This window comes from Actinophytocola sediminis, assembly GCF_054779715.1.
Genome location: NZ_BAAGXS010000010.1, coordinates 159,358 through 179,355 on the forward strand (window position 1 = coordinate 159,358; position 19,998 = coordinate 179,355).

Genomic DNA, 19,998 nt, shown 5'->3' on the forward strand with positions numbered 1-19,998 from the left:
TCCTGCCCAGAACGGTGTCAGCGGAACGGAGGCTCACGCCCCCATGTACACACTCACCAACCCGGCGACAGGCGAGCTGGTCGAGCGGATCTCCAACGCGACCGACGACGAGGTCCAGGCCGCGATCGACCGCGTGCACCGCGGCTTCCCCGCCTGGCGGGACCGCCCGGTGGCCGACCGTGCGGCGATCGCCGCACGCGCCGCGGAACTGTTCGCGCAACGCGCCGACGAGCTCGCCGAGATCATGACGCTGGAGATGGGCAAACGGATCAACGAGGGCCGCGGCGAGGTCGGCGTCGTGGTCGACATCTTCACCTACTACGCCGAGCACGGCCCCGCACTGCTCGCCGACGAGCCGCTCTCCCTCAGAAGCGGCGACGCGGTCATCGTCAAGCAGCCGATCGGCGCGCTGCTCGGCGTCATGCCGTGGAACTTCCCCTGCTACCAGGTCGCCCGGTTCGTCGCGCCGAACCTGGTGCTTGGCAACACGATCCTGCTCAAGCACGCCTCCATCTGCCCGCGCTCGGCCGCGGCGATCGAACAGGTGCTGCACGACGCCGGCGTGCCGACCGACGCGTACGTGAACATCTACGCCGCCAGCAGGCAGATCCCGGCGGTGCTGGCCGACCCGCGCATCCAGGGCGTCTCGCTGACCGGCAGCGAGCCGGCCGGGATCTCGGTGGCCACCGAGGCCGGCAAGCACCTCAAGAAGACCGTGCTCGAGCTCGGCGGGTCCGACCCGCTGATCGTGCTGGACGCCGCCGACCTGGACGAGACCGTGCGCGCGGTGGCCACCGCGCGGATGCGCAACTGCGGCCAGTCGTGCAACGCGCCCAAGCGGATGATCGTGCTCGCCGACCTGTACGACGACTTCGTCGACAAGCTGTCCAAACACGTCAGCGACTTCTTCCAGCCGGGCGACCCGGCCGACCCGGCGACCAGGCTGCCGCCGCTGGCCTCGGTGGCCGCGGCCGACGAGGTCGCCGAGCAGGTCGCCACGGCCATCGGCCAGGGCGCGACCCTGCGGGCGGGCGGCAACCGGGTGGCCGGGCCGGGCGCCTACCTGGAGGCCACCGTGCTCACCGACGTGACCAGGGAGATGACCGCCTACTACGAGGAGATCTTCGGCCCGGTCGTGGTGGTCTTCCGCGCGGAGACCGAGGACGAGGCGGTGGCGATCGCCAACGACTCGCCGTTCGGGCTCGGGGCCAGCGTCTGGGGCACCGACCAGGACCGCCTGCGCCGGGTCGCCGAGCGGATCGAGTCCGGCATGGTCTACCTGAACCGCGCGGGCGGCTCAGTGGCCGATCTGCCATTCGGCGGCATCAAGCGTTCCGGCATCGGCCGCGAACTGGGCGCCGCCGGCATAGAGGAGTTCATGAACAAGAAGGCGATCCGCTTGTAGTGCACCGCAATGAAGGACGCCTTCGTTGCGGTGAGCGCAACGAAGGCGTCCTTCATCGCACTCGCTGTGTGCCGAGTCACGAGTGGTCGTCGATCACGGTGTGCGACGATCGTGGGCGTGGGCTTGGAGCGGGTAGTTGATACGGACCGCTATCAGCTGGCGGATCCGGACGGGCCCGGGTGGCGCGATGTGGTCGAGCGCACCCGTGCCGAGCTGGGCGAACGCGGGTGCAGTGTGCTCGGGGACTTCATCCGGCCCGCGTTCCAGGAGCAACTGCGCGCGGAGTGCGCGCAAATCGCGCCGCTGGCCCACGGCGAGGTGGAGCGGGTCAACGCCTACAACATCGCCATCGACACGCAGTTGCCGGCCGGGCATCCCGGCCAGGTGGTGATGGAGCGCGGCAACGCCTTCGTCGCCCGCGACCACATCCCGGCCACCTCGGCGCTGCAGACGCTCTACACCAGCGCGGTGTTCCAGCGGTTCGTCGCCGACTGCTTCGCGCTGCCCGCGCTGCACGAGCTCGCCGACCCGCTCGCCGGGCTGTGCCTGAACGTGATCGCGCCCGGTCGCGCGCACCCGTGGCACTTCGACACCAACGAGTTCACCGTCAGCCTGCTCACCCAGGAGGCGAGCGAGGGCGGGATCTTCGAGTACTGCCCGAACATCCGCTCCACCGAGGCGGAGAACCTCACCGACGTGGCCGCCGTGCTCGCCGGCCGGGGCGAGCACCTCGTGCACCGGCTGGAGCTGCGCCCCGGCGACCTGCAGCTGTTCCAGGGGCGGTTCGCGCTGCACCGGGTCAGCACGGTGCGCGGCGAGCACGCGCGACACACGGCGATCTTCGCCTACAGCGAGCGCCCAGGCGTGCTCGGCAGCGTCGAGCGGACCCGGCAGCTGTTCGGCCGGGTCCTGCCAGAACACGAGATGGGACGGGCGATCCGCGGCGACCAACTACTCGACTGACCGACAGCACACCCCAAACAACAGGACAACGACAGTGGAGGCTCGCCAGTGACCTTCGACGCGACCGGAAAGGTCTCGTTCGACCACGTCTACACCGAGCCCGACCCCCGACCATATTTCCACGCCCTCGGCACCGTCGACTATCACGTGCCGCAGGTGGCCAAGCCCTACTTCGCCGATCTGGTCGCGGAGTACCGGCAGCAACGGGGAGTCACCGAACCGACCGTACTGGACATCGGCTGCTCCTACGGCGTCAACGCCGCGCTGTTCCGCTGTGCGGCGACAATGGACGAGCTGTACGAGCACTACACCGCGCAGGACGCCGCCGAGCTCGACCGGGAGAGCCTGGTCGAACGCGACCGCGCCTTCGTCAACGCCCGCACGAACGGGTCGAGCGACGCGCGGTTCGTCGGCCTCGACGTGGCCGGCCCCGCGCTGAACTACGCCAAGGACGCCGGCTTCCTCGACGACTTCGTGCACGCCGACCTCGAACAGCACGACCCGACCGAGCAGCAGCAGGCCGTGCTGGCCGACGCGGACCTGGTGGTGTCCACCGGCTGCCTCGGCTACGTCACCGAGCGGACGGTGTCCAGGATCGCCGAGCTGCCCGGCGGGCGGCGGCCGTGGATGGCGCACTTCGTGCTGCGGATGTTCTCCTACGATCCGATCGCGGCGAGCCTGGACGACCTCGGCTACCAGACAACCGAGGTCGACGGGCTGTTCAAGCAGCGCCGGTTCGCCTCCGCGCAGGAACAGGAGCAGATCCTCGACTCGCTGCGCGCCAACGACGTCGAACCGGACGAGCTGGAGACCGACGGCTGGTTGTGTGCCAGGCTCTACCGTTCCCAACCGACCGACAACAAGGACGACGTCACGTGAACCTGTCTTCCCGGACATTCGGCAACGAGGACCGCCTGCCACGGGTGCCGGTACCGCGGCTGGCCGACACCTGCCAGCGTTTCCTGGAATGGTCGACGCCGCTGCTGTCCGCCGAGCAGTTGGCGCGGACCGAGGCGGCGGTCGAGGCGTTCCTCGCGCCGGGAAGCCCGGCCCACGAGTGGCAGGCGGCGCTGGAGCGCTACGACGCGCGGGCGGACGTGCCGAGCTGGCTGGAGGACTTCTGGGCCTACCGCTACCTCGGCCGCCGCGACCGGATCGCGCTCAACGCCAACTACTTCTTCCTGTTCGGCGACTCCGACCAGGACCAGGTCACCCGGGCGGCCGGGCTGGTCGCCGCGACCGTCGACTACAAGCTGCGCCTGGACGAGGAGGCGATCCCGCCCGCGGTCAACCGGGGCCAGCCGCTGTCCATGACCCAGCACCAGTTCCTGTTCTCCACCACCCGGATCCCCGGCGCCGAGCAGGACACCGTGCGCGCGCCCTACAACGCCGACCATCCAGGGCCGGCCACCGCCCGGCACATCGTGGTGTTCTACCGGGACACCCCGTTCCGGCTCGACGTGCTCACCGGGGACGACCGGCCGTATGACCGGGAGGACATCGCCTCGGCGCTGCGCACGATCATGAAGACCGGCACGTTCCTGGCCGACCCGAGTGCCGCGGTCGGGCATTTCACCACCATGGCGCGTGCCGACTGGGCGACCGCGCGGACCGCGCTGCTGGCCGACGAACGCAACGCCGCGGCGCTGGACGACATCGAGAGCGCGTTGTTCTGCCTGTGCCTGGAGGATCTGGTCCCCGAGGGCGCCCAGCAGGCCTGCGACCAGCTGCTGCACGGCGACAGCGGCAACCGGTGGTTCGACAAGTCGTTCTCGCTGATCGTGTTCGCCGACGGCACCTCGGGGATCAACGTCGAGCACTGCGGCCTCGACGGCACCACGATCCTGAGCTTCCTGGACACCCTGCTCGGCGAGGAGCCGGGCAGGCGGTCGAGCACGCCGGGCCAGCCGGCGGTCGCGCCGGTGGAGTTCACCCTCGACGAGGAGTTGGCGGCCACGGCCAGGGCGGCGGGCGAGTCGTTCGCCGCGTTCGCCGCCGCCACCGCGACCCAGACGGTGTCGTTTCCCGAGTTCGGCGCGGCCACGGCCAAGTCGCTCGGGATGTCGCCGGACGCGTTCGTGCAGTCGGCATACCAGCTGGCGCACCGGCGGGCCAAGGGACTCACCGGCGCCACCTACGAGTCGATCGCCACCCGGCAGTTCCGCCACGGCCGCACCGAGGCCATGCGGGTGGTCACCCCCGAGATGCTCACCTTCGTGTCCACAATGGAGGATCCGGCGACGGACCGGGACGCCCGGCGGGAGGCCTTCCGCGCGGCGGCGGCCAAGCACGTCGCCCGCGCGAAGGAGTGCCAGGCTGGGCAGGCGCCCGAACAGCATCTCTGGGAGCTGGACCTGATCGCCCGGCGTGGTGGGGCGACCGAGTCCCACCCGCTGTACGCCAGCCCCGGCTGGCTGGTGATGCGCGACGACTACCTGAGCACCAGCTCCGCGCCGTCGGCCAACGTCGAGTACTTCGGCTTCGGGTCGACCAGCCCGCAGTGCATCGGCATCGCCTACGTGCTGCTGGCCGACCGGCTCAACGTGTACCTGAGCACGCCGACGCACGTGGCCGACCAGATGCACGCGTTCGCCGGCGAGCTGACCACCGCGCTGGCCGAGCTGGCGGAGCTACTGGCCTGAGACCGGTTGCCGCAGGACGGTCCTGAGCTTGGCCGGCGCGGTGCGCCGCGGGTCGCCGAGATAGACCTCGTGGTGCTGGCCGGCCTCGCGCAGGCCGTTGGCCGGGAGGTACTCGTCGTGCAGGGTGGCGAGGACGGGGCCTTCGTCGTCGTAGGAGCCGACGTGCAGGACCTGGGCGCAGCGGCCTTCGGTGATGGTCAGCGTGCGGAGCTCGGCGATGGCGGGGAGGCCCTTCTTCGCCAGCGCCGCTTCGCGCGCGGCCCGGACCTGGTCGGCGGTGAGCCAGGCCGGTTGGTGCAGGAGCATGGTCCAGTTCCAGGACTCCTTGGCGCGGGTGGTGAAGACCGTGGGGTCCTCGGCCCACCAGAGTCCCTCCAGCGGGCCGACGACGAAGTCGCGCCCGGTGTCCCGGCGGCTGGCGAACTTGAGGGTGTAGGCGACCGAGTAGAGGGCCTGGACCGCGGCGGGGTAGGCGGGGGCGGTGTTCGGGTCGCCGTGGCCGTCGATGGCCAGGTAGGACAGTTCGGGCACGTCGAGCAGGGCCCAGGTGGTGTTCTTCGGCGCGTACAGGTCCTTGAGGGCGCGCTTGACGTCGTATTTCGCGGTGTTCACCAGGACTCCCGGTAGGTGGCGAGCCAGGCGCGTTCGGCGTCGAGCTGGCGCAGTGCGTAGTCGAAGATCGCGCGGACGAACGGGGGCAGGCCGGGCTGCGCGCCGGCGGCCGCGCGGACGCGGGCGATCCGCTCGTCGAGGGTGCCGGCGCGGGCGGCGAGGGCGGCGCGGAGCCGGTCGGGCGGGATGACCGGCTGGTTCGCGAGCCCCACCAGCAGGGGCGGGAACAACGGCCGCACCTCGGCGATGGCCGCCTCGGCGGCGGTGGCGCACGCCGCGCGGCCGGCGGGCGTGGCGCCGAAGACCCGGCGGGCCCTGCCGCGCCCGCCGGGCGGGGAGTCGATCTCGGCGATCAGGCCACGGTCGCGCAGGCGGCCGAGCAGGTAGTAGATCGAGCTGAAGCCGATCTCGGTCCACTCCCGCATGCCACGGGCGGTGATCACCTCCTCCAGCTCGTAGCCGTGCTGGGGTTGCTCCACGAGCAACCCGAGCACGGTCAGCTCGGCGGGGGTGAGCGGTGTCATGGCGGTTACTCTAGCGCTAGAATAATCCGGCGAATCTGTTAGTGCTCTAACAGAATTTCCGTTAGTGCGATCGCATGAGTTCGGTGGTTCCACGGATCACCCGCTGAGCGCTCAGGTGCCCACACCCGCCGAGGGGGCATCACTCGCCCTCCACGGTGTGCACCAGCCGGAAGCGCTGGGCCAGCACCAGGGTGTCGTCGTTCACGGTGAAACCGGGGTCGCCAAGTTCCGCGCGCATCTCCGCGCTGTGCCAGAACCTTTCGTGCCCGGCCCGCCACTGCGCCACCGACTCGTCACCCTCACCCTCGTCGAGGGCGTGCGGCAGGTCCACATCGGCGAGCCGGACCACGCGGACCTCGGTCAGCTCGATCGCCGCCACCGGCCGATCCGCGGAGTCCACCACCGCGAACCGCTGGCCCGCTGTGGGCAGCGGCTCGTGCTCGCGCTCGTACTCGAGCACCAGGCCAGCGGTCGCGGTCTTCGTGCCAGCCAGAATCGCGGCCACCAACTGGTCCCGCAACGGTCCGGGAAACGCGAACTCCACCCGCGGCAGATCATCGAGGCTCATGCCGCCGAGGATACGAAGTCAGGCGGTGCGCTCGCTGTTGCGGCGGCGGGCCAGTTCGTCGTCGCGTTGGTTGTCCCACTTGGCGTTCCACTGGGGGTGGGCGTAGTCGTGGATGCCGTCCACCAGGCGGGCCACGTCGTGTTGGGGGCGCACCACGAAACGCAGGAACTGGCTGCTCATGCCGAGCTTGTTGCCGCACTCCCTGATGAACACCTGGTGCCGGTTGATCAGGTGGTCCCGCAGGTCCGTGCCGTCCACCCCGGGCGCCAGCTTCACCAGCAGGAAGTTGCCCTGGGACGGGTACACCGTGAACTCCGGCAGCCGGGAGAGCAGCACGCCCATGTTGTACCGGTCCCTGGCCAGCAGTTGCAGGCTCTCCCGGTACTCCGCGCCGTGCTCGCGCAGCATGAACACCACCATCTCGGCCAGCGAGTTGAGGTTCCACTTCGGCAGCGCCTTGCGCATCTTGGCCGCCAGCCCGGGGTTGGCCACCAGGTAGCCGAACCGGATGCCGTGCAGGCCGAAGTTCTTCCCCAGGCTCTTGAGCACCACCACGTTCGGCCGGATCGCCGCCTCCATGGCCACCGACGGGTCGCGCTCGGCGTCCACGAAGTCGATGAACGACTCGTCGACCACCACCAGGTCGAGATCGGCCAGCTCGTCCATGAACCGGATGACCTCACGCCGGGGCAGGTAGCCGCCGTCGGGGTTGTTCGGGTTGACCAGCACCGCCACCCGTGACCCGCGCGCGCGGATGAACCGCACGTACTCGTCGATGTTCAGCGCGAAGCGGTCGATCTCGCGCAGCGGGAACATGTCCACCCGCTTGCCGGTCTCCATCGGCTGGTCGGTCCACCGGCCGAAGGTCGGGATCGGGATCGCCACGCTCTCCCGGAACCACAGGTGGTCCATCCAGGTGATCAGCTCGGTCGAGCCGTTGGCCATGGCCAGCGTCGCCGGGTTCAGGCCCAGCAGCCGGGACAGTTCGGCGGCGATCGTCGAGGAGTCGCTCGGGTAGAACCGGAGCACCTGCTCCAGCCTCGCCGACATCTCGGCGAACATCTCCGGGGTCGGGAAGTACGGATTGCACGGGATGCAGAAGTCGACCAGTTGGTGCCCCTGCTCCCCCATCCTTCTCGACAGCTCGAAGACCGACGGACTGTGGGCGGTCTGCTGGAACAGGCCCGACGCCACACTGTGGTTTCCCAACTCGACTCCGTTTCGTTCACCCGCGACACAGGCGGATACGTAACGGAACCGGCCACGGTTCACCCCCGGCCACGCAGCGAAGGGTCCCTTCGCTGCGGTGGGCGCAGCGAAGGGACCCTTCGCTGCACGTCAGCCGGGGAACGGGCGGCCGGTGGCGAGGAGGCCAAGGGCCATCTCGAACTTGTCCTTTGGGCGTTGGAGGGTTCTGCCGGTCAGCGACTCGATCTGCTTCATCCGGTAGATCACCGTGTTCCGGTGGCAGTACAGCGCCTGCGCCGCGTGCGTCGGCGAGCCGTCGTTGGCCAGCAACGCGGCCAACGTGTCCAACAACGTCTGGGACAGCGGCGCCGGCTGCTGCAACAACGGCCCGACGGTCTCGGCCACCAGCACCGGCAACACCTCCGGACTCCCCGCCAGCACCACCTCGGGCAGCCGATCGGTCAACGGCACCACCCGCTGGGTCCCCCTCGGCAACGACTCCGCGGTCCGCGACGCGAGCTGGTAGGCGGTGGCGAACCCGGCGAGCCCGTCGGTGCACGGCGCCACCCCGACCCGCCCGGCGACGCACGGCTCCAGCGCGGTCACCAGCTGCGCCACGGTCAGGTTCCGGCGCGGGACCAGCCCGAAGAAGTTCCCACCCCGCACATGCCAGTGCGAGCTGAGCCCCGCCCGCTCCAACCGGTCCTCCGGCGCGCGCAGCGGCTCGTCCAGCGGATCGGTGAACGGCGCGACCACGCAGACCACCGGCTCGTCCGGGCCGATGCCCAACGCCTCCCTGGCCTCCCTGGCGAACTCGGGGTCGGCACCCCGGCCCTCCACCAGACCGTCGAGGAAGTTCTGCTGCCGCTGCAGGTTCTGCCGCTGCAACCGGTTGGCCTCACGCCGATAGGACTCGACCAGCACCGCGTTCTGCACATCCAGCGCGGCCCACAGCTTCTGCCCGGCCAACACCAGCAGGTGCTCGCTGATCTGCGCCTTCTCGTCCCAGCCCCGCCGCAGCAACGCCTCCCACAGCGTGCGGGTGCCCTGGGTGTACGCGCTGAGCACCCGGTCCATCGGCACGCCCTGGCGCGCCCGCAGCCGGCCGGTCTCGCGCCAGACGTCGGTCGCCCGCTGGTCGGGGTCGCTGCGCCCGGCCATCGCGCGGATGCCGCTGCGCACGTGCTCCCGGCTGCTGGCCCGCAGGTCGGCCTGCCGGTCGGGGCGCTGCTCTGACCAGTACGGGTCCCGTTCCAGCAGCGTGAGGGTGATGTCGTCGGCGATCGCGTCGGCCTGGTCGAGCAGCGAGGCCCAGGCGTGTTCGATCTTCTGCTCGGTCTCCGGCGCCGGGTCGGGCACCCCGTGCTGGGACCCCCGACGAGGCACCCGGGGTGGTCTGCGATGCGCCAGGTCCATGGTCGCAAGACTGACACTCACTGCACAGAACAACCAAGCACGATGTGCGATTCGGGTCGGTTCGCACCATCGATTTTGTGCGCTCCGCCTATGTCGTCGATCGTGCTCCGCGCACCACAGTTGGCGAACACATCCCAGCGTAGGGAGCCGGTGCGTGCCACCAAACGGTTTCGAGATGTCCGGCGTGACGGTCACCTTCGGCGGCCTCGTGGCGCTGTCGGACGTCTCGCTCTCGGTCGCCCCCAACCAGGTGCTCGGCGTGATCGGGCCCAACGGCGCCGGCAAGACGACGCTGTTCAACGTCGCCTGCGGGTTCGTCCGGCCGGACTCCGGGGAGCTGCGGTGGCGTGGCGCGCCGCTGCGCGACCTGCGGCCCCACCAGCTCGCCGGGCTCGGCATCTCCCGCAGCCTCCAGGATCTCGGGCTGTTCGACCGGATGACCGTGCTGGAGAACGTCATGGTCGGTGCGACCAGGCACGCGCGCACCTCGTTCTGGTCGGCGCTGCTCGCCCTGCCCGGCCACCGGCGCGACGAGCGGGCGCTGACCGAGCGGGCGCTCGCGGTGCTGGACGAGCTGCGCGTCGCGGACGTGGCCCACCGGTACGCGGCGAGCCTGCCCTACCCGGTGCGCAAGCGGGTCGCGCTGGCCAGGGCGCTGGTCGCCGAGCCGGACCTGCTGCTGCTCGACGAACCGGCCAGCGGCCTGGCCGACGACGAGATGACCGAGATCGGCGAGCTCATCAGAGGGCTGACCGCGCGCACCTCGGTGATGCTCGTGGAACACCACATGGACCTGGTGATGAGCGTCTGCGACGACATCGTGGTTCTGGACTTCGGCAAGGTCATCGCCCGCGGCGGCCCCGACCACATCCGCGAGCACCCGGCCGTGCTCGACGCCTACCTCGGCGAGGACGTGCCGCACGAGACCGCCGGGCGGGAGTGAGCCGATGCTGACCATCACGGACCTGACCGCCGGCTACGGCCCGGTGACCGCGCTGGACGGGGTGAGCTTCACCGCGCCGACGGGCCAGATCACCGCCGTGCTGGGCGCGAACGGCGCGGGCAAGACCACGTTGCTGCGCACCATCTCCGGGCTGATCCGGCCAAGCAGGGGCAGCGCGCGGCTCGGCGAGGTCGACCTGACCACCGTGCCGACCGAGCGGATGGCCCGGCTCGGACTCGCCCACGTGCCAGAGGGCCGAGGGGTGATCACCGAGCTGACCGTGGAGGAGAACCTGCGCCTCGGTCGGCTGGTCCGGGTCAACCGGGTCGGTGCCGAGGACCTCGACCGCGCGTACACGCTGTTCCCCGCGCTGGCCAAGCGGCGGCGCCAGTCCGCGCACGTGCTCTCCGGCGGCGAGCGGCAGATGCTGGTGATCGCGCGGGCGTTGATGGCCGAGCCGACCGTGCTGCTGCTCGACGAGCCGTCGCTGGGGCTCGCGCCGCGCATCGTGGTGCAGATCTTCGACCTGCTGCAGACGCTCGTGGCCACCGACGAGCTGACCGTCGTGCTGGTCGAGCAGAACGCCCGCAGCGCGCTGTCCATCGCCGACCGGGGGGTCGTGCTCAACCTCGGCCGGCTGGTGGTGACCGACACGGCCTCGGCACTGGCCAGGGACGAACAGCTCCGCCACGCCTACCTCGGATTCTGAGCAGGGAGCACCCGTGCAGCAGCTGACCACGACCGTCCTCACCGGACTCACCCTCGGCATGGTCTATGCCGCCTTCGCCCTGGCCCTGGTGCTGATCTGGCGGGCGACCAGGATCGTGAACTTCGCCCAGGCACCGATGGCGATGATCACCACCTACATCGCGCTGGTGCTCATCGACGCCGGCTTCTCCTACTGGCTCGGCTTCGCCGTCGCGCTGGCCTCCGGGCTGCTGCTCGGCGCGCTGGTGGAACGGTTGGTCATCCGGCACATGGTCGGCAAGTCGGAGATCAACGCGGTCATCCTGACCCTCGGGCTGTTCATCGTGATCCACGCGCTCGCCGCGCTGATCTTCGGCTCGCGCTACCGGTCCTTCCCCGCGCCGTTCGGGCTGCGCGGGTTCCAGGTCGGGGACACCACGATCGCGCTCACCGGGTTCGGGGTGTTCACCATCGTCTCGGTGGTCGTGGTGATGGGGTTGCTGGTGTTGCTGTTCCGGGGCACCAACGTCGGGCTGAAGATGCGCGCGGCGGCGTTCGACCAGGAGATCTCCCGGCTGCTCGGGGTGCGGGTCGGGCGGATGCTGACCCTTGGCTGGGCGTTGGCGGCGTTGGTCGGGTCGCTGTCGGGGCTGCTGATCGCCGGCGGCGGACTGGTCCATCCGTCCTATATGGACGGTGTGGTGGTGTACGGGTTCGTCGCGGCGGTGCTCGGCGGGCTGGAGAGCCCGCCCGGCGCGGTGGCCGGCGGGCTGATCCTGGGGCTGTCGCTGAGCCTGGTCAGCGGGTATGTCGGCTCCGAGCTGGTGCCGCTGGCCTCGCTGGTGATCCTGATGGCGGTGCTGCTGGTCCGCCCAGGCGGGCTGTTCTCCCACGTCCGTGCGCGGAGGGTGTGACATGTCGACCGAAGCGGAGACCGAAACCACGACCGGCGCGCGCGGGCCACGCTCGTCGCCGGGCAGGCGCTCGCTGGTCGACCGGGTCATCGGCACGACCACGCTGCGCCGCCACCTCACCCTCGCCGTGCTCGGGCTGGTGGTGGTCGTGGTGGTGCTGGAGAGCTCCGGCCAGTTCCGCAACGCGCAGTTCGCCGCGATGGCCTACTACGGCATCGCGGCCGGCGGGCTGACCATCCTCATCGGACTCAACGGGCAGATCTCCTTGGGGCACGGCGCTTTCATGGCGATCGGCGCCTACACCGCGGCGCTGCTGCTGCGGGGCGAGGACCCGCTGCCGTTGCCGCTGATCCTGCTCGCGGCCGCCGCGGTGACGCTGCTCGCGGGCGCGCTGGTCGGGGTCGCCGCCGCGCGACTGCACGGCCCGTACCTCGCCGGCGCGACGCTGGCGCTGGCGGTCGCGGTCCCCGGCATCCCGGTGTACTTCAGCGAGACCTTCGGCGGCGAACAGGGCCTGACCGTGCGGGTCCCGCAGATCCCCGACTGGTTCGCCGACGCGGTGTTCTTCGTGACCGGACAGGACATGAGCAGCAGCCGCTACCTGGCCTACCTGGGCTGGCTGTGCCTGATCGTCACGTTCGTGCTGCTGGCCAACCTGGCCCGCGGCCGGGTCGGGCGCACCTGGCGGGCGGTGCGCGACCACGAGGTCGCCGCCGAGCTGGCCGGGATCGACCTCGGCCGCGCACGGGTGCTCGCCTTCGTGGTCAGCGCCACCTGCGCGGGCCTGGCCGGCGGGCTGTTGGCGCTCAGCGCCCGGATCGCCGCGCCGAGCGGGTTCACCCTCACCCTGTCGCTGCTGCTGCTGTCCGCGATCGTCCTGGGTGGACTCGGCAGCCTCACCGGGGCGCTGATCGGCGCGGCGCTGCTGGCCTTCCTGCCCCAGCTGGTCACCGGCTGGGGGCAGGACCTCGGGCTGAGCGACGTACGCGCCGCCGAGCTGGCGCCGCTGATCTACGGCCTGGTCACCATGCTCGTCGTGATGTTCGCCCCGGCCGGGATCGTCGGCGGCATCCGGGCCGCCGGCCGCCGCCGAGGGCCTGCCCCGTCAGCAAGCCCTGAATGAGGCATTGGGGACGGTGAACGTCCTGAATGCCTCATTCAGGGCATCAGAAGCACAGACCAGTCAGCAAGCACAGATCTGGAGGCATGAGCCATGAGGCACACCACGCGGGTCACCGCGCTGCTCGCCGCCGGGGCGTTACTCGCGGCGTGCGGGGCGGGTGAGGAACGCCAGGACACCCCGTCGGAAGGCTCGACGGTCGGCATCACCGAGGACAGCATCAAGATCGGCGGGCACTTTCCGCTGACCGGCGTGGCCGCGCCCGGCTACAGCGAGATCCCCAGCGGGCACCAGGCCTACTACGACTTCGTCAACGCCAACGGCGGCGTCAACGGCCGCCAGATCGAGTTCCTGGTCCGCGACGACGCCTACAACCCGACCAACACCAGCCAGGTGACCAACGAGCTGGTGCTCAACGAGGAGATCTTCGCGATGGTCGGCGGGCTGGGCACGCCGACCCACGGCGCGGTGATCGACTTCCTCAACGGTGAGCAGGTGCCCGACCTGTTCGTCTCCTCCGGCTCGCTGCAGTGGGGCGACCAGCCGGAGAAGAACCCGTTCACCTTCGGCTGGCAGCCCGACTACGAGATCGAGGGCAAGATCATCGGCCAGTGGGTCGCGGAGAACCTGCCCGACGCCAAGATCGCGCTGTTCCTGCAGGACGACGACCTCGGCCGGGACGGCGAGCAGGGCGTTCGCCAGTTCGTGGACGACCAGATCGTCGAGGTGCAGAAGTACCAGACCGGCAACACCGACGTCGCCCCGCAGCTGGCCGCGCTGCAGGCCTCCGGCGCGGACCTGGTCATCGGGTTCAACACGCCCTCCTACACCGCGCTCAGCCAGCTGGTCGCGCTGCGGCTGGGCTATAAGGCGAAGTGGATCTACAGCAACGTCGGCGCCGACCCGGCCCTGGTCGGCTCGCTGCTGGCCAGGTTCTCCGAGGGCGCGGTGACCGACGGCACCCAGCTGCTCGACGGCGTGATCACCACCGAGTACATCCCGGGCACCGACGTGCCCGACGACCCGTGGATGAAGCTGTGGCAGCGGGTCTGGGACGAGCACGGCGCCGAGGGCGAGCTGACGAACTACCGGGTCTACGGCATGTCCCAGGCGTACACGTTCGTCCAGGCGCTGCAGGCCGCCGGGGAGAACCCGACCAGGGAGGGCATCGTGGCGGCGATCGAGAAGGCCGGCGCGGACTTCGAGGGCCCCGGGCTCGCGCCGTTCCGGTTCACCGCCGACAGCCACATGGGCATCTCGGGCATGCAGGTGGTCGAGCTCAAGGGCGGGATCGGCCAGGAGCTGACCCCGGTGCTGGTCACCGACATCGGTGACGCGCCGATCGAGGAGGACGCCTCCGCCGCGTCCGACGCCCCACCGGAGAACGGGATTCCCGACCAGCCGGCCGCCTGAACGACCCCGACTCGGCCGGCGGTGGGCGCCGCCGGCCGAGTCCTGCTCAGAAGGAGACCCGGTCGGTGCTGTCCGCGCGCAGCACCGACTGCTGCTCGAACTGGGCCTTGTAGTCCTCGCGGATCTCCTCCAGCTCGCCGTTGGCGCCCCGGTCGGCCAGCGGGTACAGGATGATCAGCTGGTAGGAGTCCTCCTTGCCGCCCATCCACTGTCCGTGCGCCTCCAGCCAGGTCAGTCCGTCCGGGAACGCGGGGGTGACCTCCTTGTCCAGGAACAGCTCGAACTCCGCCGGGGTGATCTCGCTGCCGTCCGGCCGGTTGCCGCCGAAGTACAGCTCGGTGCGCTTGTAGGGCTCGCCGGGGCCCTGGCCGCCGTGCGCCGGGCCAGCCGGGACCGCCGACGCGGCGGTGCCGGCGGAGGTCAGGCCGAGCAGCAACGCGGCGGACAGGGCAGCGATCGTGGTACGTCGTGTCGTCATGGCGTCATTCAACTATCCGGGGACAGCGGTTCCACTCCGTGGACGTGCCGCCATAATCTCTCTCTGCCTTGGCCAGACGGAGAAACGGCGGTGTGCGTGCACGAGGTCGACTACTACGAACTGCTCGGCGTGCCACCAGGCGCATCCGCCACCGAGATCAGGTCGGCCTACCGGACCCTCGCCAAGGTGATGCATCCCGACGCCGGGGGCACCGCCGGCACGTTCCGCCTGCTGCGCGAGGCCTACGACACGCTCAGCGACCCCGAACTGCGCGAGAGCTACGACAACGGCGACTACGACGACGACGAGCCGGACGACTACGAGCCGGACGACTACGAGCCGCCCTCGCCCCGGCGGGCGAGTTTCCCGCCGATGCTGCCCACGATCGACCGCGGCACCATCCCGTGGTGGGACGAGGTGCTTGACCGGTCGGCCCGGCGGTCCCCCAAGGCCGCGATGGTCGGCTGGATGCTGGTGTTGGCCAGGCGGCTGAGCGGGTCCGCGCGCGCCGACCGGGAGTTCCTGGACGACCTCGGCGAGCGCACGGTGTTCGGCAGCCCGGGCACCGAGCCGGACGAGGCCGGCCAGCGGCTCACCGCCGAGCTGCTCGACCGCTACCTCACCAGGATCCCGGCCGTGCGGATCTGCCACGGGCTCGCGGGCGAGGTCGGCTCGGTGTTCGCCGACATCGACCACGCCGTGCTGTGCGGGCGGCGGCTGGTGCTGATCGAGTCGAAGGTGTGGCTGCCGGGGCACTACCGCACCGACGAGGACGACGCGTTGTGGCGCAACGGCCACCGCTTCCGCGGCGGCACCTCGGTGCTCGCCGACCGGCTGGCCGGCTACCGGGCGCTACTGCCCTGGGTCGAGGTGCGTGGCGTGCTGCTGCTCTACCCGAGCAGACCGGGCGCCATCACCGTGGCCGACAGCGCCGCCCCGGTCCAACCCATGGACCCCGAACGCTTCGTCCACGAGATCGGCCACTGGCTGGCCGCCACCCCCACCACAGTCGACCCCACCGCCCTAGCGACCCTAGCCCACCAGGTCATCACGTGACCCCGGTCCCCTGACCGACCGCAGCGAAGGGTCCCTTCACTGCACTGGACGCAGCGAAGGGACCCTTCGCTGCGTGGCGAGGAGGAGGGAGTGGCTAGCGGCCGAGGACGCGGTAGGTGGCCTCGGTGCCCTCCTTCTGGGGCTTCCACCACCACTCGTTGTGCCGGTACCAGTCGATCGTCTGGGCCAGGCCCGCGCGCAGGTCGGCGTAGACCGGCTCCCAGCCAAGCTCGGTGCGGATCTTGGTGGAGTCGTTCGCGTAGCGCAGGTCGTGGCCAGGGCGGTCGGGCACCCGGTCGTAGGCGTCCCGGTCCTGGTACATCAGCTCCAGGGTGGTCTCCAGGATGTCCTTGTTGCTGCACTCGTCGGCCGAGCCGATCAGGTAGGTCTCGCCGATCCGCCCGCGCGACACGATGAGGTGCACCGCGGCGTTGTGGTCGTCCACGTGCGTCCACTCGCGGATGTTCTCGCCGTCGCCGTACAGCTTCGGCCGGTCGCCGAGCAGCACGTTGGTGATCTGCCGGGGGATGAACTTCTCCACGTGCTGGAACGGCCCGTAGTTGTTGGCACAGTTGGACAGGGTCGCCGCCACGCCGAACGAGCGGACCCAGGCGCGCACCAGGGTGTCCGAACTCGCCTTGCTCGCCGAGTACGGGCTCGACGGGTTGTAGGGCGTCTCCTCGGTGAACTTGTCCGTCGAGTCCAGCGGCAGCTCGCCGAACACCTCGTCGGTGGAGATGTGGTGGAAGCGCACCTCGTACTTGCGCGCCGCCTCCAGCAGGATGTAGGTCCCGGTGATGTTGGTGCGGATGAACGGCTCCGGGTCGTGCAGCGACCGGTCGACGTGCGACTCGGCGGCGAAGTGCACGACCACGTCGGCCCTGGACATCAGCCGGTCGACCAGCTCGACGTCGCAGACGTCGCCCTCGACGAACTCGATGTTGTTCGCGGCGGGCGCCAGGCTCTCCCGGTGCCCCGCGTAGGTCAGCGAGTCCAGCACGCAGATCTCGTACTCGGGATGCTGCCTGAGCGTGTAGTGCACGAAGTTGGAGCCGATGAATCCGGCTCCGCCGGTCACGAGCATGCGCGTCATGAGGCCAGATCGTACTTGGAACGGTAGAGCAGTATCCGCCGGAGCCCTCGGCCGGCGGGCAGGTCCGGGTGTCGGAACACCCCCGAAGCATGACAAAGTCTTGGGATGCGTGGCGATTTACAGGATGCGCTGCGGCGGTGGCTGGCCGCGGACGCCGGGGTGCTGGACGGGCTGTCCGAGCGTGACCTGGCCGAGCTGCAGGACGCCCTGCTCACCGCGCGCAGACGCCAGGCACGCGCGCTCGCGGCGGCCACCGACGAGGCGATGCGCCAGATGCCGACGCTGGTCCGCGCCAGCATCGCCAGATTCGTGGGTCGCTGAGCGGATGGCAGCCGACCTGGCGAGAAAGGCCGAGCTGAGCAAGCTGGCCAGGACGCTGGACACCACGCCGGAGAACATGGGCTTCGCAGCCGCCCTGGACCACCACCAGCTCCGCCGGCTGCGCGAACGCGTTGCCGCCGCCCTCTACGACGAGCACCGGACCGCCTTCCAGCGGGTCGCGGCCATCACCAGGATGCTGCCGATGCCGGTGAACGTGCGGATCGCGCTGCGCGCGTTCACCCCGATGCTGGCCGCCAGGGTCGCCGGCGAGATGGCACCCGAGCGCGCGGCGGACATGGCCGACCGGATGCCGGTGGACTACCTCGCCCGCGCCGCGGCGCACCTGGACCCGCGCCGGGCGGCGCCGCTGATCAGCCGCATGCAACCCGACCGGGCCGCCGCGGTGGTGCTGGAGCTGGTCGTCCGCGGCGAGTACATCACCCTCGGGCACCTGCTGGACGCGGCGACCGCGTGGCTGGTGCGCGACGTGGCCACCGTGATCTCCGACGAGGCGCTGCTGCGGATCGGCTTCTACGCCGAGTCCGACGACCAGCTCACCCAGACGGTCAAGGTGCTCCCGCCCGACCGGCTGCGCGGCATAGTGCACCGCGCGCTGGCCGGGCCGCCCGACCTGCGCTCGGCCGCGCTGTCGATGCTCGCCCGGCTGACCGATACCCGGCTGCGCGAGCGGCTGGCCGGCTACGCCGCCGAGGCCGACGACCAGACGCTGACCACGCTGTTGCGCACCGCCGTCGCCGACGGCGCGATCGCCGAGGTGCGGGTGGCGGTGGCCGCGATGACCGAGGCGGCCAGGCGGCGGGTGCTGGCCCTGCCGGCGTTGGCCGAGTACGACCAGCTCAGCGACCTGCTGCGGCCGATGGGGTAGGCAGCGCGGAGTTTTGATGCTGGACCTGCCGGCGTTGGCCGAGTACGACCAGCTCAGCGACCAGCCGCAGCCGATGGGGCAGGCAACGCGGGGTTGGTGGTCGCGCCGGTACTCGCGCTGCCGACCTGCGCCTCGTACTTGGCCAGGGCGCCGGTGCGGAACGGGTTGGGCGCCGGGCGCCACGCCGCGACCCGCTGGGCGATCTCCGCCGGCGGCAGGTCGACGTCGATCCGCCGGGCGGTCACGTCGATGGTCACCTGGTCACCGTCGGCCACCGCGGCGATCGGGCCGCCGCGCACCGCCTCCGGCGCGACGTGGCCGGCCATGAAGCCGCGGGTCGCCCCGCTGAACCGGCCGTCGGTGATCAGCGCGACGTCCTCGCCGAGGCCCGCGCCCTGCAGCGCGCCGGTGACCGAGAGCATCTCGCGCATGCCCGGCCCGCCTGCCGGCCCCTCGCCGCGGATCACCAGCACGTCGCCGGGGCGCACCCGGCCGCCGAGCACCGCGGCCATCGCCGCCTCCTCGCCGTCGAACACCCGCGCCGGCCCCCGGTGCCAGAGCCGCTCGTGGCCCGACAGCTTCACCACCGAGCCGTCCGGGGCGAGGTTGCCGCGCAGGATCGCCAGCCCGCCGGTCGGCTTGAGCGGGCGGTCCAGCGGCCGGATCACCTCCTGGCCGGGGGTTTCCGGCGCCTGCCGCGCGGCATCGCCGAGGGACACGCCGGTGACCGTCGGCACGTCGGGGTCCAGCAGCCCGCCCTCGACCAGCCTGCGCACCAGCAGCGGCACCCCGCCCGCGGCGTACAGGTCGGTGGCCACGAACCGGCCGCCCGGCTTGAGGTCGCAGATCAGCGGCGTCTTGGCGCTGATCTCGTCCATGTCGTCGATGGTGACCTCGACGCCCATCTCGGCGGCCACCGCGAGCAGGTGCAGCACCGCGTTGGTCGACCCGCCGGACGCGGCGACCGCGACCATGGCGTTGCGGATCGAGGCCCGGGTGATCAGATCGTGTGGGCGGAGGTCGTCGGCCAGCACCCGCATCGCCAGCTCGCCCGTGGCGCGCGCCACGTCGCCCTTGTCTCGGTCCTGGGCCGGCACCATCGCCGAGCCGAGCGGGCTGATGCCCATCACCTCGAACACCATCGCCATCGTGTTCGCGGTGAACTGCCCGCCGCAGGCGCCGAAGCCCGGTGAGGCGGCCTCGGCCAGCTCCTCCAGCTCCGCGTCGGACAGCAGGCCGGCCGAGTGCGCGCCGATCGCCTCGAACACGTCCTGCACGGTCACGTCCCGCTCGCGCCAGCAGCCTGGCCGGATCGACCCGCTGTAGAGCAGCACGCTGGGCACGTCGACCCGCGCCATCGCCATCACCGCGGCCGGGATCGTCTTGTCACAGCCGGCGATGCCGACCAGCGCGTCGAAACAGTGCCCGCGCGCGACCAGCTCGATGGAGTCGGCGATGACCTCCCTGGAGACCAGCGAGGTGCGCATTCCCGGGGTGCCCATGGTGATCCCGTCGGAGATCGCGATCGTGTTGATCTCCATGGGCGTGCCGCCGCCGGCCAGCACACCGTCCTTTGTGGACGCGGCGAGCGCGCGGTGGTTGAGGTTGCACGGCATGGTCTCGGTCCAGCAGTGCGCGACGCCGACGAACGGTTTGCTCAGCGCCGCGTCGTCGTAGATCCCCATGCCCTTGAGGTAGGACCTGGCCGCGGCTCTGGCCGGACCCTCCACAAGAGACCGAGAACGGTGCCGCTGGTCCATGCCGACTCC

General features: G+C 70.8%; 20 protein-coding genes. 12 read left to right on the forward strand and 8 right to left on the reverse strand.

What is annotated here, in order from left to right:
* Nucleotides 1-43 precede the first annotated feature (43 nt).
* From ACYVIP_RS06680 to ACYVIP_RS06695, 4 genes are all read left to right on the forward strand, one after another.
* The gene (locus ACYVIP_RS06680) at nucleotides 44-1,405 is read left to right on the forward strand and encodes an NAD-dependent succinate-semialdehyde dehydrogenase (RefSeq protein WP_460393146.1); all 1,362 of its coding nucleotides are present in this window, start codon (nucleotides 44-46) and stop codon (nucleotides 1,403-1,405) included.
* Between the two features lie 111 nt (nucleotides 1,406-1,516).
* Entirely contained in the window at nucleotides 1,517-2,368 is an 852-nt protein-coding gene (locus tag ACYVIP_RS06685) for a HalD/BesD family halogenase (RefSeq protein ID WP_460393148.1), read from the forward strand.
* Between the two features lie 48 nt (nucleotides 2,369-2,416).
* Complete coding sequence (locus ACYVIP_RS06690) at nucleotides 2,417-3,247, forward strand: class I SAM-dependent methyltransferase (protein WP_460393150.1); 831 nt, start codon at nucleotides 2,417-2,419, stop codon at nucleotides 3,245-3,247.
* A complete protein-coding gene (locus ACYVIP_RS06695) occupies nucleotides 3,244-5,010 on the forward strand; it encodes a choline/carnitine O-acyltransferase (protein ID WP_460393152.1) in 1,767 nt (588 codons plus the stop codon). Before ACYVIP_RS06690 ends, ACYVIP_RS06695 begins: the two co-directional genes overlap by 4 nt.
* Here ACYVIP_RS06695 and ACYVIP_RS06700 read toward each other — a convergent pair.
* The 5 genes from ACYVIP_RS06700 to ACYVIP_RS06720 all read right to left on the reverse strand — a co-directional run bounded on the left by ACYVIP_RS06700 (nucleotide 4,999) and on the right by ACYVIP_RS06720 (nucleotide 9,288).
* Nucleotides 4,999-5,625 carry a GyrI-like domain-containing protein gene (locus ACYVIP_RS06700; protein WP_460393222.1) on the reverse strand — a complete coding sequence of 209 codons (627 nt, stop codon included), beginning with the start codon at nucleotides 5,623-5,625 and terminating at the stop codon, nucleotides 4,999-5,001. The genes ACYVIP_RS06695 and ACYVIP_RS06700 overlap by 12 nt on opposite strands.
* Nucleotides 5,619-6,146, reverse strand: a complete 528-nt coding sequence (locus ACYVIP_RS06705) for a PadR family transcriptional regulator (protein ID WP_460393154.1) — start codon at nucleotides 6,144-6,146, stop codon at nucleotides 5,619-5,621. Before ACYVIP_RS06705 ends, ACYVIP_RS06700 begins: the two co-directional genes overlap by 7 nt.
* A 139-nt stretch (nucleotides 6,147-6,285) precedes the next feature.
* Entirely contained in the window at nucleotides 6,286-6,714 is a 429-nt protein-coding gene (locus tag ACYVIP_RS06710; RefSeq protein ID WP_460393156.1) for an ASCH domain-containing protein, read from the reverse strand.
* 18 nt (nucleotides 6,715-6,732) lie between these two features.
* Complete coding sequence (locus ACYVIP_RS06715; protein ID WP_460393158.1) at nucleotides 6,733-7,923, reverse strand: pyridoxal phosphate-dependent aminotransferase; 1,191 nt, start codon at nucleotides 7,921-7,923, stop codon at nucleotides 6,733-6,735.
* 129 nt (nucleotides 7,924-8,052) lie between these two features.
* Nucleotides 8,053-9,288: a PucR family transcriptional regulator gene (locus ACYVIP_RS06720; RefSeq protein WP_460393160.1), complete on the reverse strand. Its 1,236-nt coding sequence runs from the start codon at nucleotides 9,286-9,288 to the stop codon at nucleotides 8,053-8,055.
* 205 nt (nucleotides 9,289-9,493) lie between these two features.
* On the opposite strand from ACYVIP_RS06720, the gene ACYVIP_RS06725 reads away from it, so the two are divergent.
* From ACYVIP_RS06725 to ACYVIP_RS06745, 5 genes are all read left to right on the forward strand, one after another.
* Complete coding sequence (locus tag ACYVIP_RS06725; RefSeq protein WP_460393224.1) at nucleotides 9,494-10,261, forward strand: ABC transporter ATP-binding protein; 768 nt, start codon at nucleotides 9,494-9,496, stop codon at nucleotides 10,259-10,261.
* A gap of 4 nt (nucleotides 10,262-10,265) precedes the next feature.
* On the forward strand, nucleotides 10,266-10,970 hold the full coding sequence (locus ACYVIP_RS06730; protein WP_460393162.1) for an ABC transporter ATP-binding protein: 705 nt from the start codon (nucleotides 10,266-10,268) through the stop codon (nucleotides 10,968-10,970).
* 13 nt (nucleotides 10,971-10,983) lie between these two features.
* Nucleotides 10,984-11,862 (forward strand): branched-chain amino acid ABC transporter permease, encoded by an 879-nt coding sequence (locus tag ACYVIP_RS06735; protein WP_460393164.1) that lies wholly within the window; start codon nucleotides 10,984-10,986, stop codon nucleotides 11,860-11,862.
* Nucleotide 11,863: 1 nt separating this feature from the next.
* Nucleotides 11,864-12,985, forward strand: a complete 1,122-nt coding sequence (locus tag ACYVIP_RS06740; RefSeq protein WP_460393166.1) for a branched-chain amino acid ABC transporter permease — start codon at nucleotides 11,864-11,866, stop codon at nucleotides 12,983-12,985.
* 90 nt (nucleotides 12,986-13,075) lie between these two features.
* The gene (locus ACYVIP_RS06745; protein ID WP_460393168.1) at nucleotides 13,076-14,395 is read left to right on the forward strand and encodes an ABC transporter substrate-binding protein; all 1,320 of its coding nucleotides are present in this window, start codon (nucleotides 13,076-13,078) and stop codon (nucleotides 14,393-14,395) included.
* Between the two features lie 46 nt (nucleotides 14,396-14,441).
* Here the strand turns inward: ACYVIP_RS06745 and ACYVIP_RS06750 are convergent, their stop codons facing one another.
* Complete coding sequence (locus ACYVIP_RS06750) at nucleotides 14,442-14,873, reverse strand: DUF3574 domain-containing protein (RefSeq protein WP_460393170.1); 432 nt, start codon at nucleotides 14,871-14,873, stop codon at nucleotides 14,442-14,444.
* Between the two features lie 96 nt (nucleotides 14,874-14,969).
* On the opposite strand from ACYVIP_RS06750, the gene ACYVIP_RS06755 reads away from it, so the two are divergent.
* A complete protein-coding gene (locus ACYVIP_RS06755) occupies nucleotides 14,970-15,929 on the forward strand; it encodes a J domain-containing protein (RefSeq protein ID WP_460393226.1) in 960 nt (319 codons plus the stop codon).
* A 94-nt stretch (nucleotides 15,930-16,023) separates the two neighbouring features.
* Here the strand turns inward: ACYVIP_RS06755 and rfbB are convergent, their stop codons facing one another.
* Nucleotides 16,024-17,022 (reverse strand): dTDP-glucose 4,6-dehydratase, encoded by a 999-nt coding sequence (gene rfbB, locus ACYVIP_RS06760; protein WP_460393172.1) that lies wholly within the window; start codon nucleotides 17,020-17,022, stop codon nucleotides 16,024-16,026.
* Nucleotides 17,023-17,127: 105 nt separating this feature from the next.
* Here rfbB and ACYVIP_RS06765 point away from each other — a divergent pair, with 105 nt between their 5' ends.
* Entirely contained in the window at nucleotides 17,128-17,343 is a 216-nt protein-coding gene (locus ACYVIP_RS06765) for a hypothetical protein (RefSeq protein ID WP_460393174.1), read from the forward strand.
* Between the two features lie 4 nt (nucleotides 17,344-17,347).
* A complete protein-coding gene (locus tag ACYVIP_RS06770; RefSeq protein WP_460393176.1) occupies nucleotides 17,348-18,229 on the forward strand; it encodes a MotE family protein in 882 nt (293 codons plus the stop codon).
* A gap of 53 nt (nucleotides 18,230-18,282) precedes the next feature.
* Here ACYVIP_RS06770 and ilvD read toward each other — a convergent pair whose 3' ends face one another.
* On the reverse strand, nucleotides 18,283-19,989 hold the full coding sequence (gene ilvD, locus ACYVIP_RS06775; RefSeq protein WP_460393178.1) for a dihydroxy-acid dehydratase: 1,707 nt from the start codon (nucleotides 19,987-19,989) through the stop codon (nucleotides 18,283-18,285).
* Nucleotides 19,990-19,998 lie beyond the last annotated feature (9 nt).

Excerpts from the sequence above, each read along its gene's own strand:
- ilvD (WP_460393178.1), bottom strand. The coding sequence starts at position 19,989 with ATGGACCAGCGGCACCGTTCTCGGTCTCTTGTGGAGGGTCCGGCCAGA.
- ACYVIP_RS06705 (WP_460393154.1), bottom strand. The coding sequence starts at position 6,146 with ATGACACCGCTCACCCCCGCCGAGCTGACCGTGCTCGGGTTGCTCGTG.
- ACYVIP_RS06710 (WP_460393156.1), bottom strand. The coding sequence starts at position 6,714 with ATGAGCCTCGATGATCTGCCGCGGGTGGAGTTCGCGTTTCCCGGACCG.
- ACYVIP_RS06770 (WP_460393176.1), top strand. The coding sequence starts at position 17,348 with ATGGCAGCCGACCTGGCGAGAAAGGCCGAGCTGAGCAAGCTGGCCAGG.
- ACYVIP_RS06680 (WP_460393146.1), top strand. The coding sequence starts at position 44 with ATGTACACACTCACCAACCCGGCGACAGGCGAGCTGGTCGAGCGGATC.
- rfbB (WP_460393172.1), bottom strand. The coding sequence starts at position 17,022 with ATGACGCGCATGCTCGTGACCGGCGGAGCCGGATTCATCGGCTCCAAC.
- ACYVIP_RS06745 (WP_460393168.1), top strand. The coding sequence starts at position 13,076 with ATGAGGCACACCACGCGGGTCACCGCGCTGCTCGCCGCCGGGGCGTTA.
- ACYVIP_RS06750 (WP_460393170.1), bottom strand. The coding sequence starts at position 14,873 with ATGACGACACGACGTACCACGATCGCTGCCCTGTCCGCCGCGTTGCTG.
- ACYVIP_RS06725 (WP_460393224.1), top strand. The coding sequence starts at position 9,494 with ATGTCCGGCGTGACGGTCACCTTCGGCGGCCTCGTGGCGCTGTCGGAC.
- ACYVIP_RS06740 (WP_460393166.1), top strand. The coding sequence starts at position 11,864 with ATGTCGACCGAAGCGGAGACCGAAACCACGACCGGCGCGCGCGGGCCA.
- ACYVIP_RS06730 (WP_460393162.1), top strand. The coding sequence starts at position 10,266 with ATGCTGACCATCACGGACCTGACCGCCGGCTACGGCCCGGTGACCGCG.
- ACYVIP_RS06765 (WP_460393174.1), top strand. The coding sequence starts at position 17,128 with ATGCGTGGCGATTTACAGGATGCGCTGCGGCGGTGGCTGGCCGCGGAC.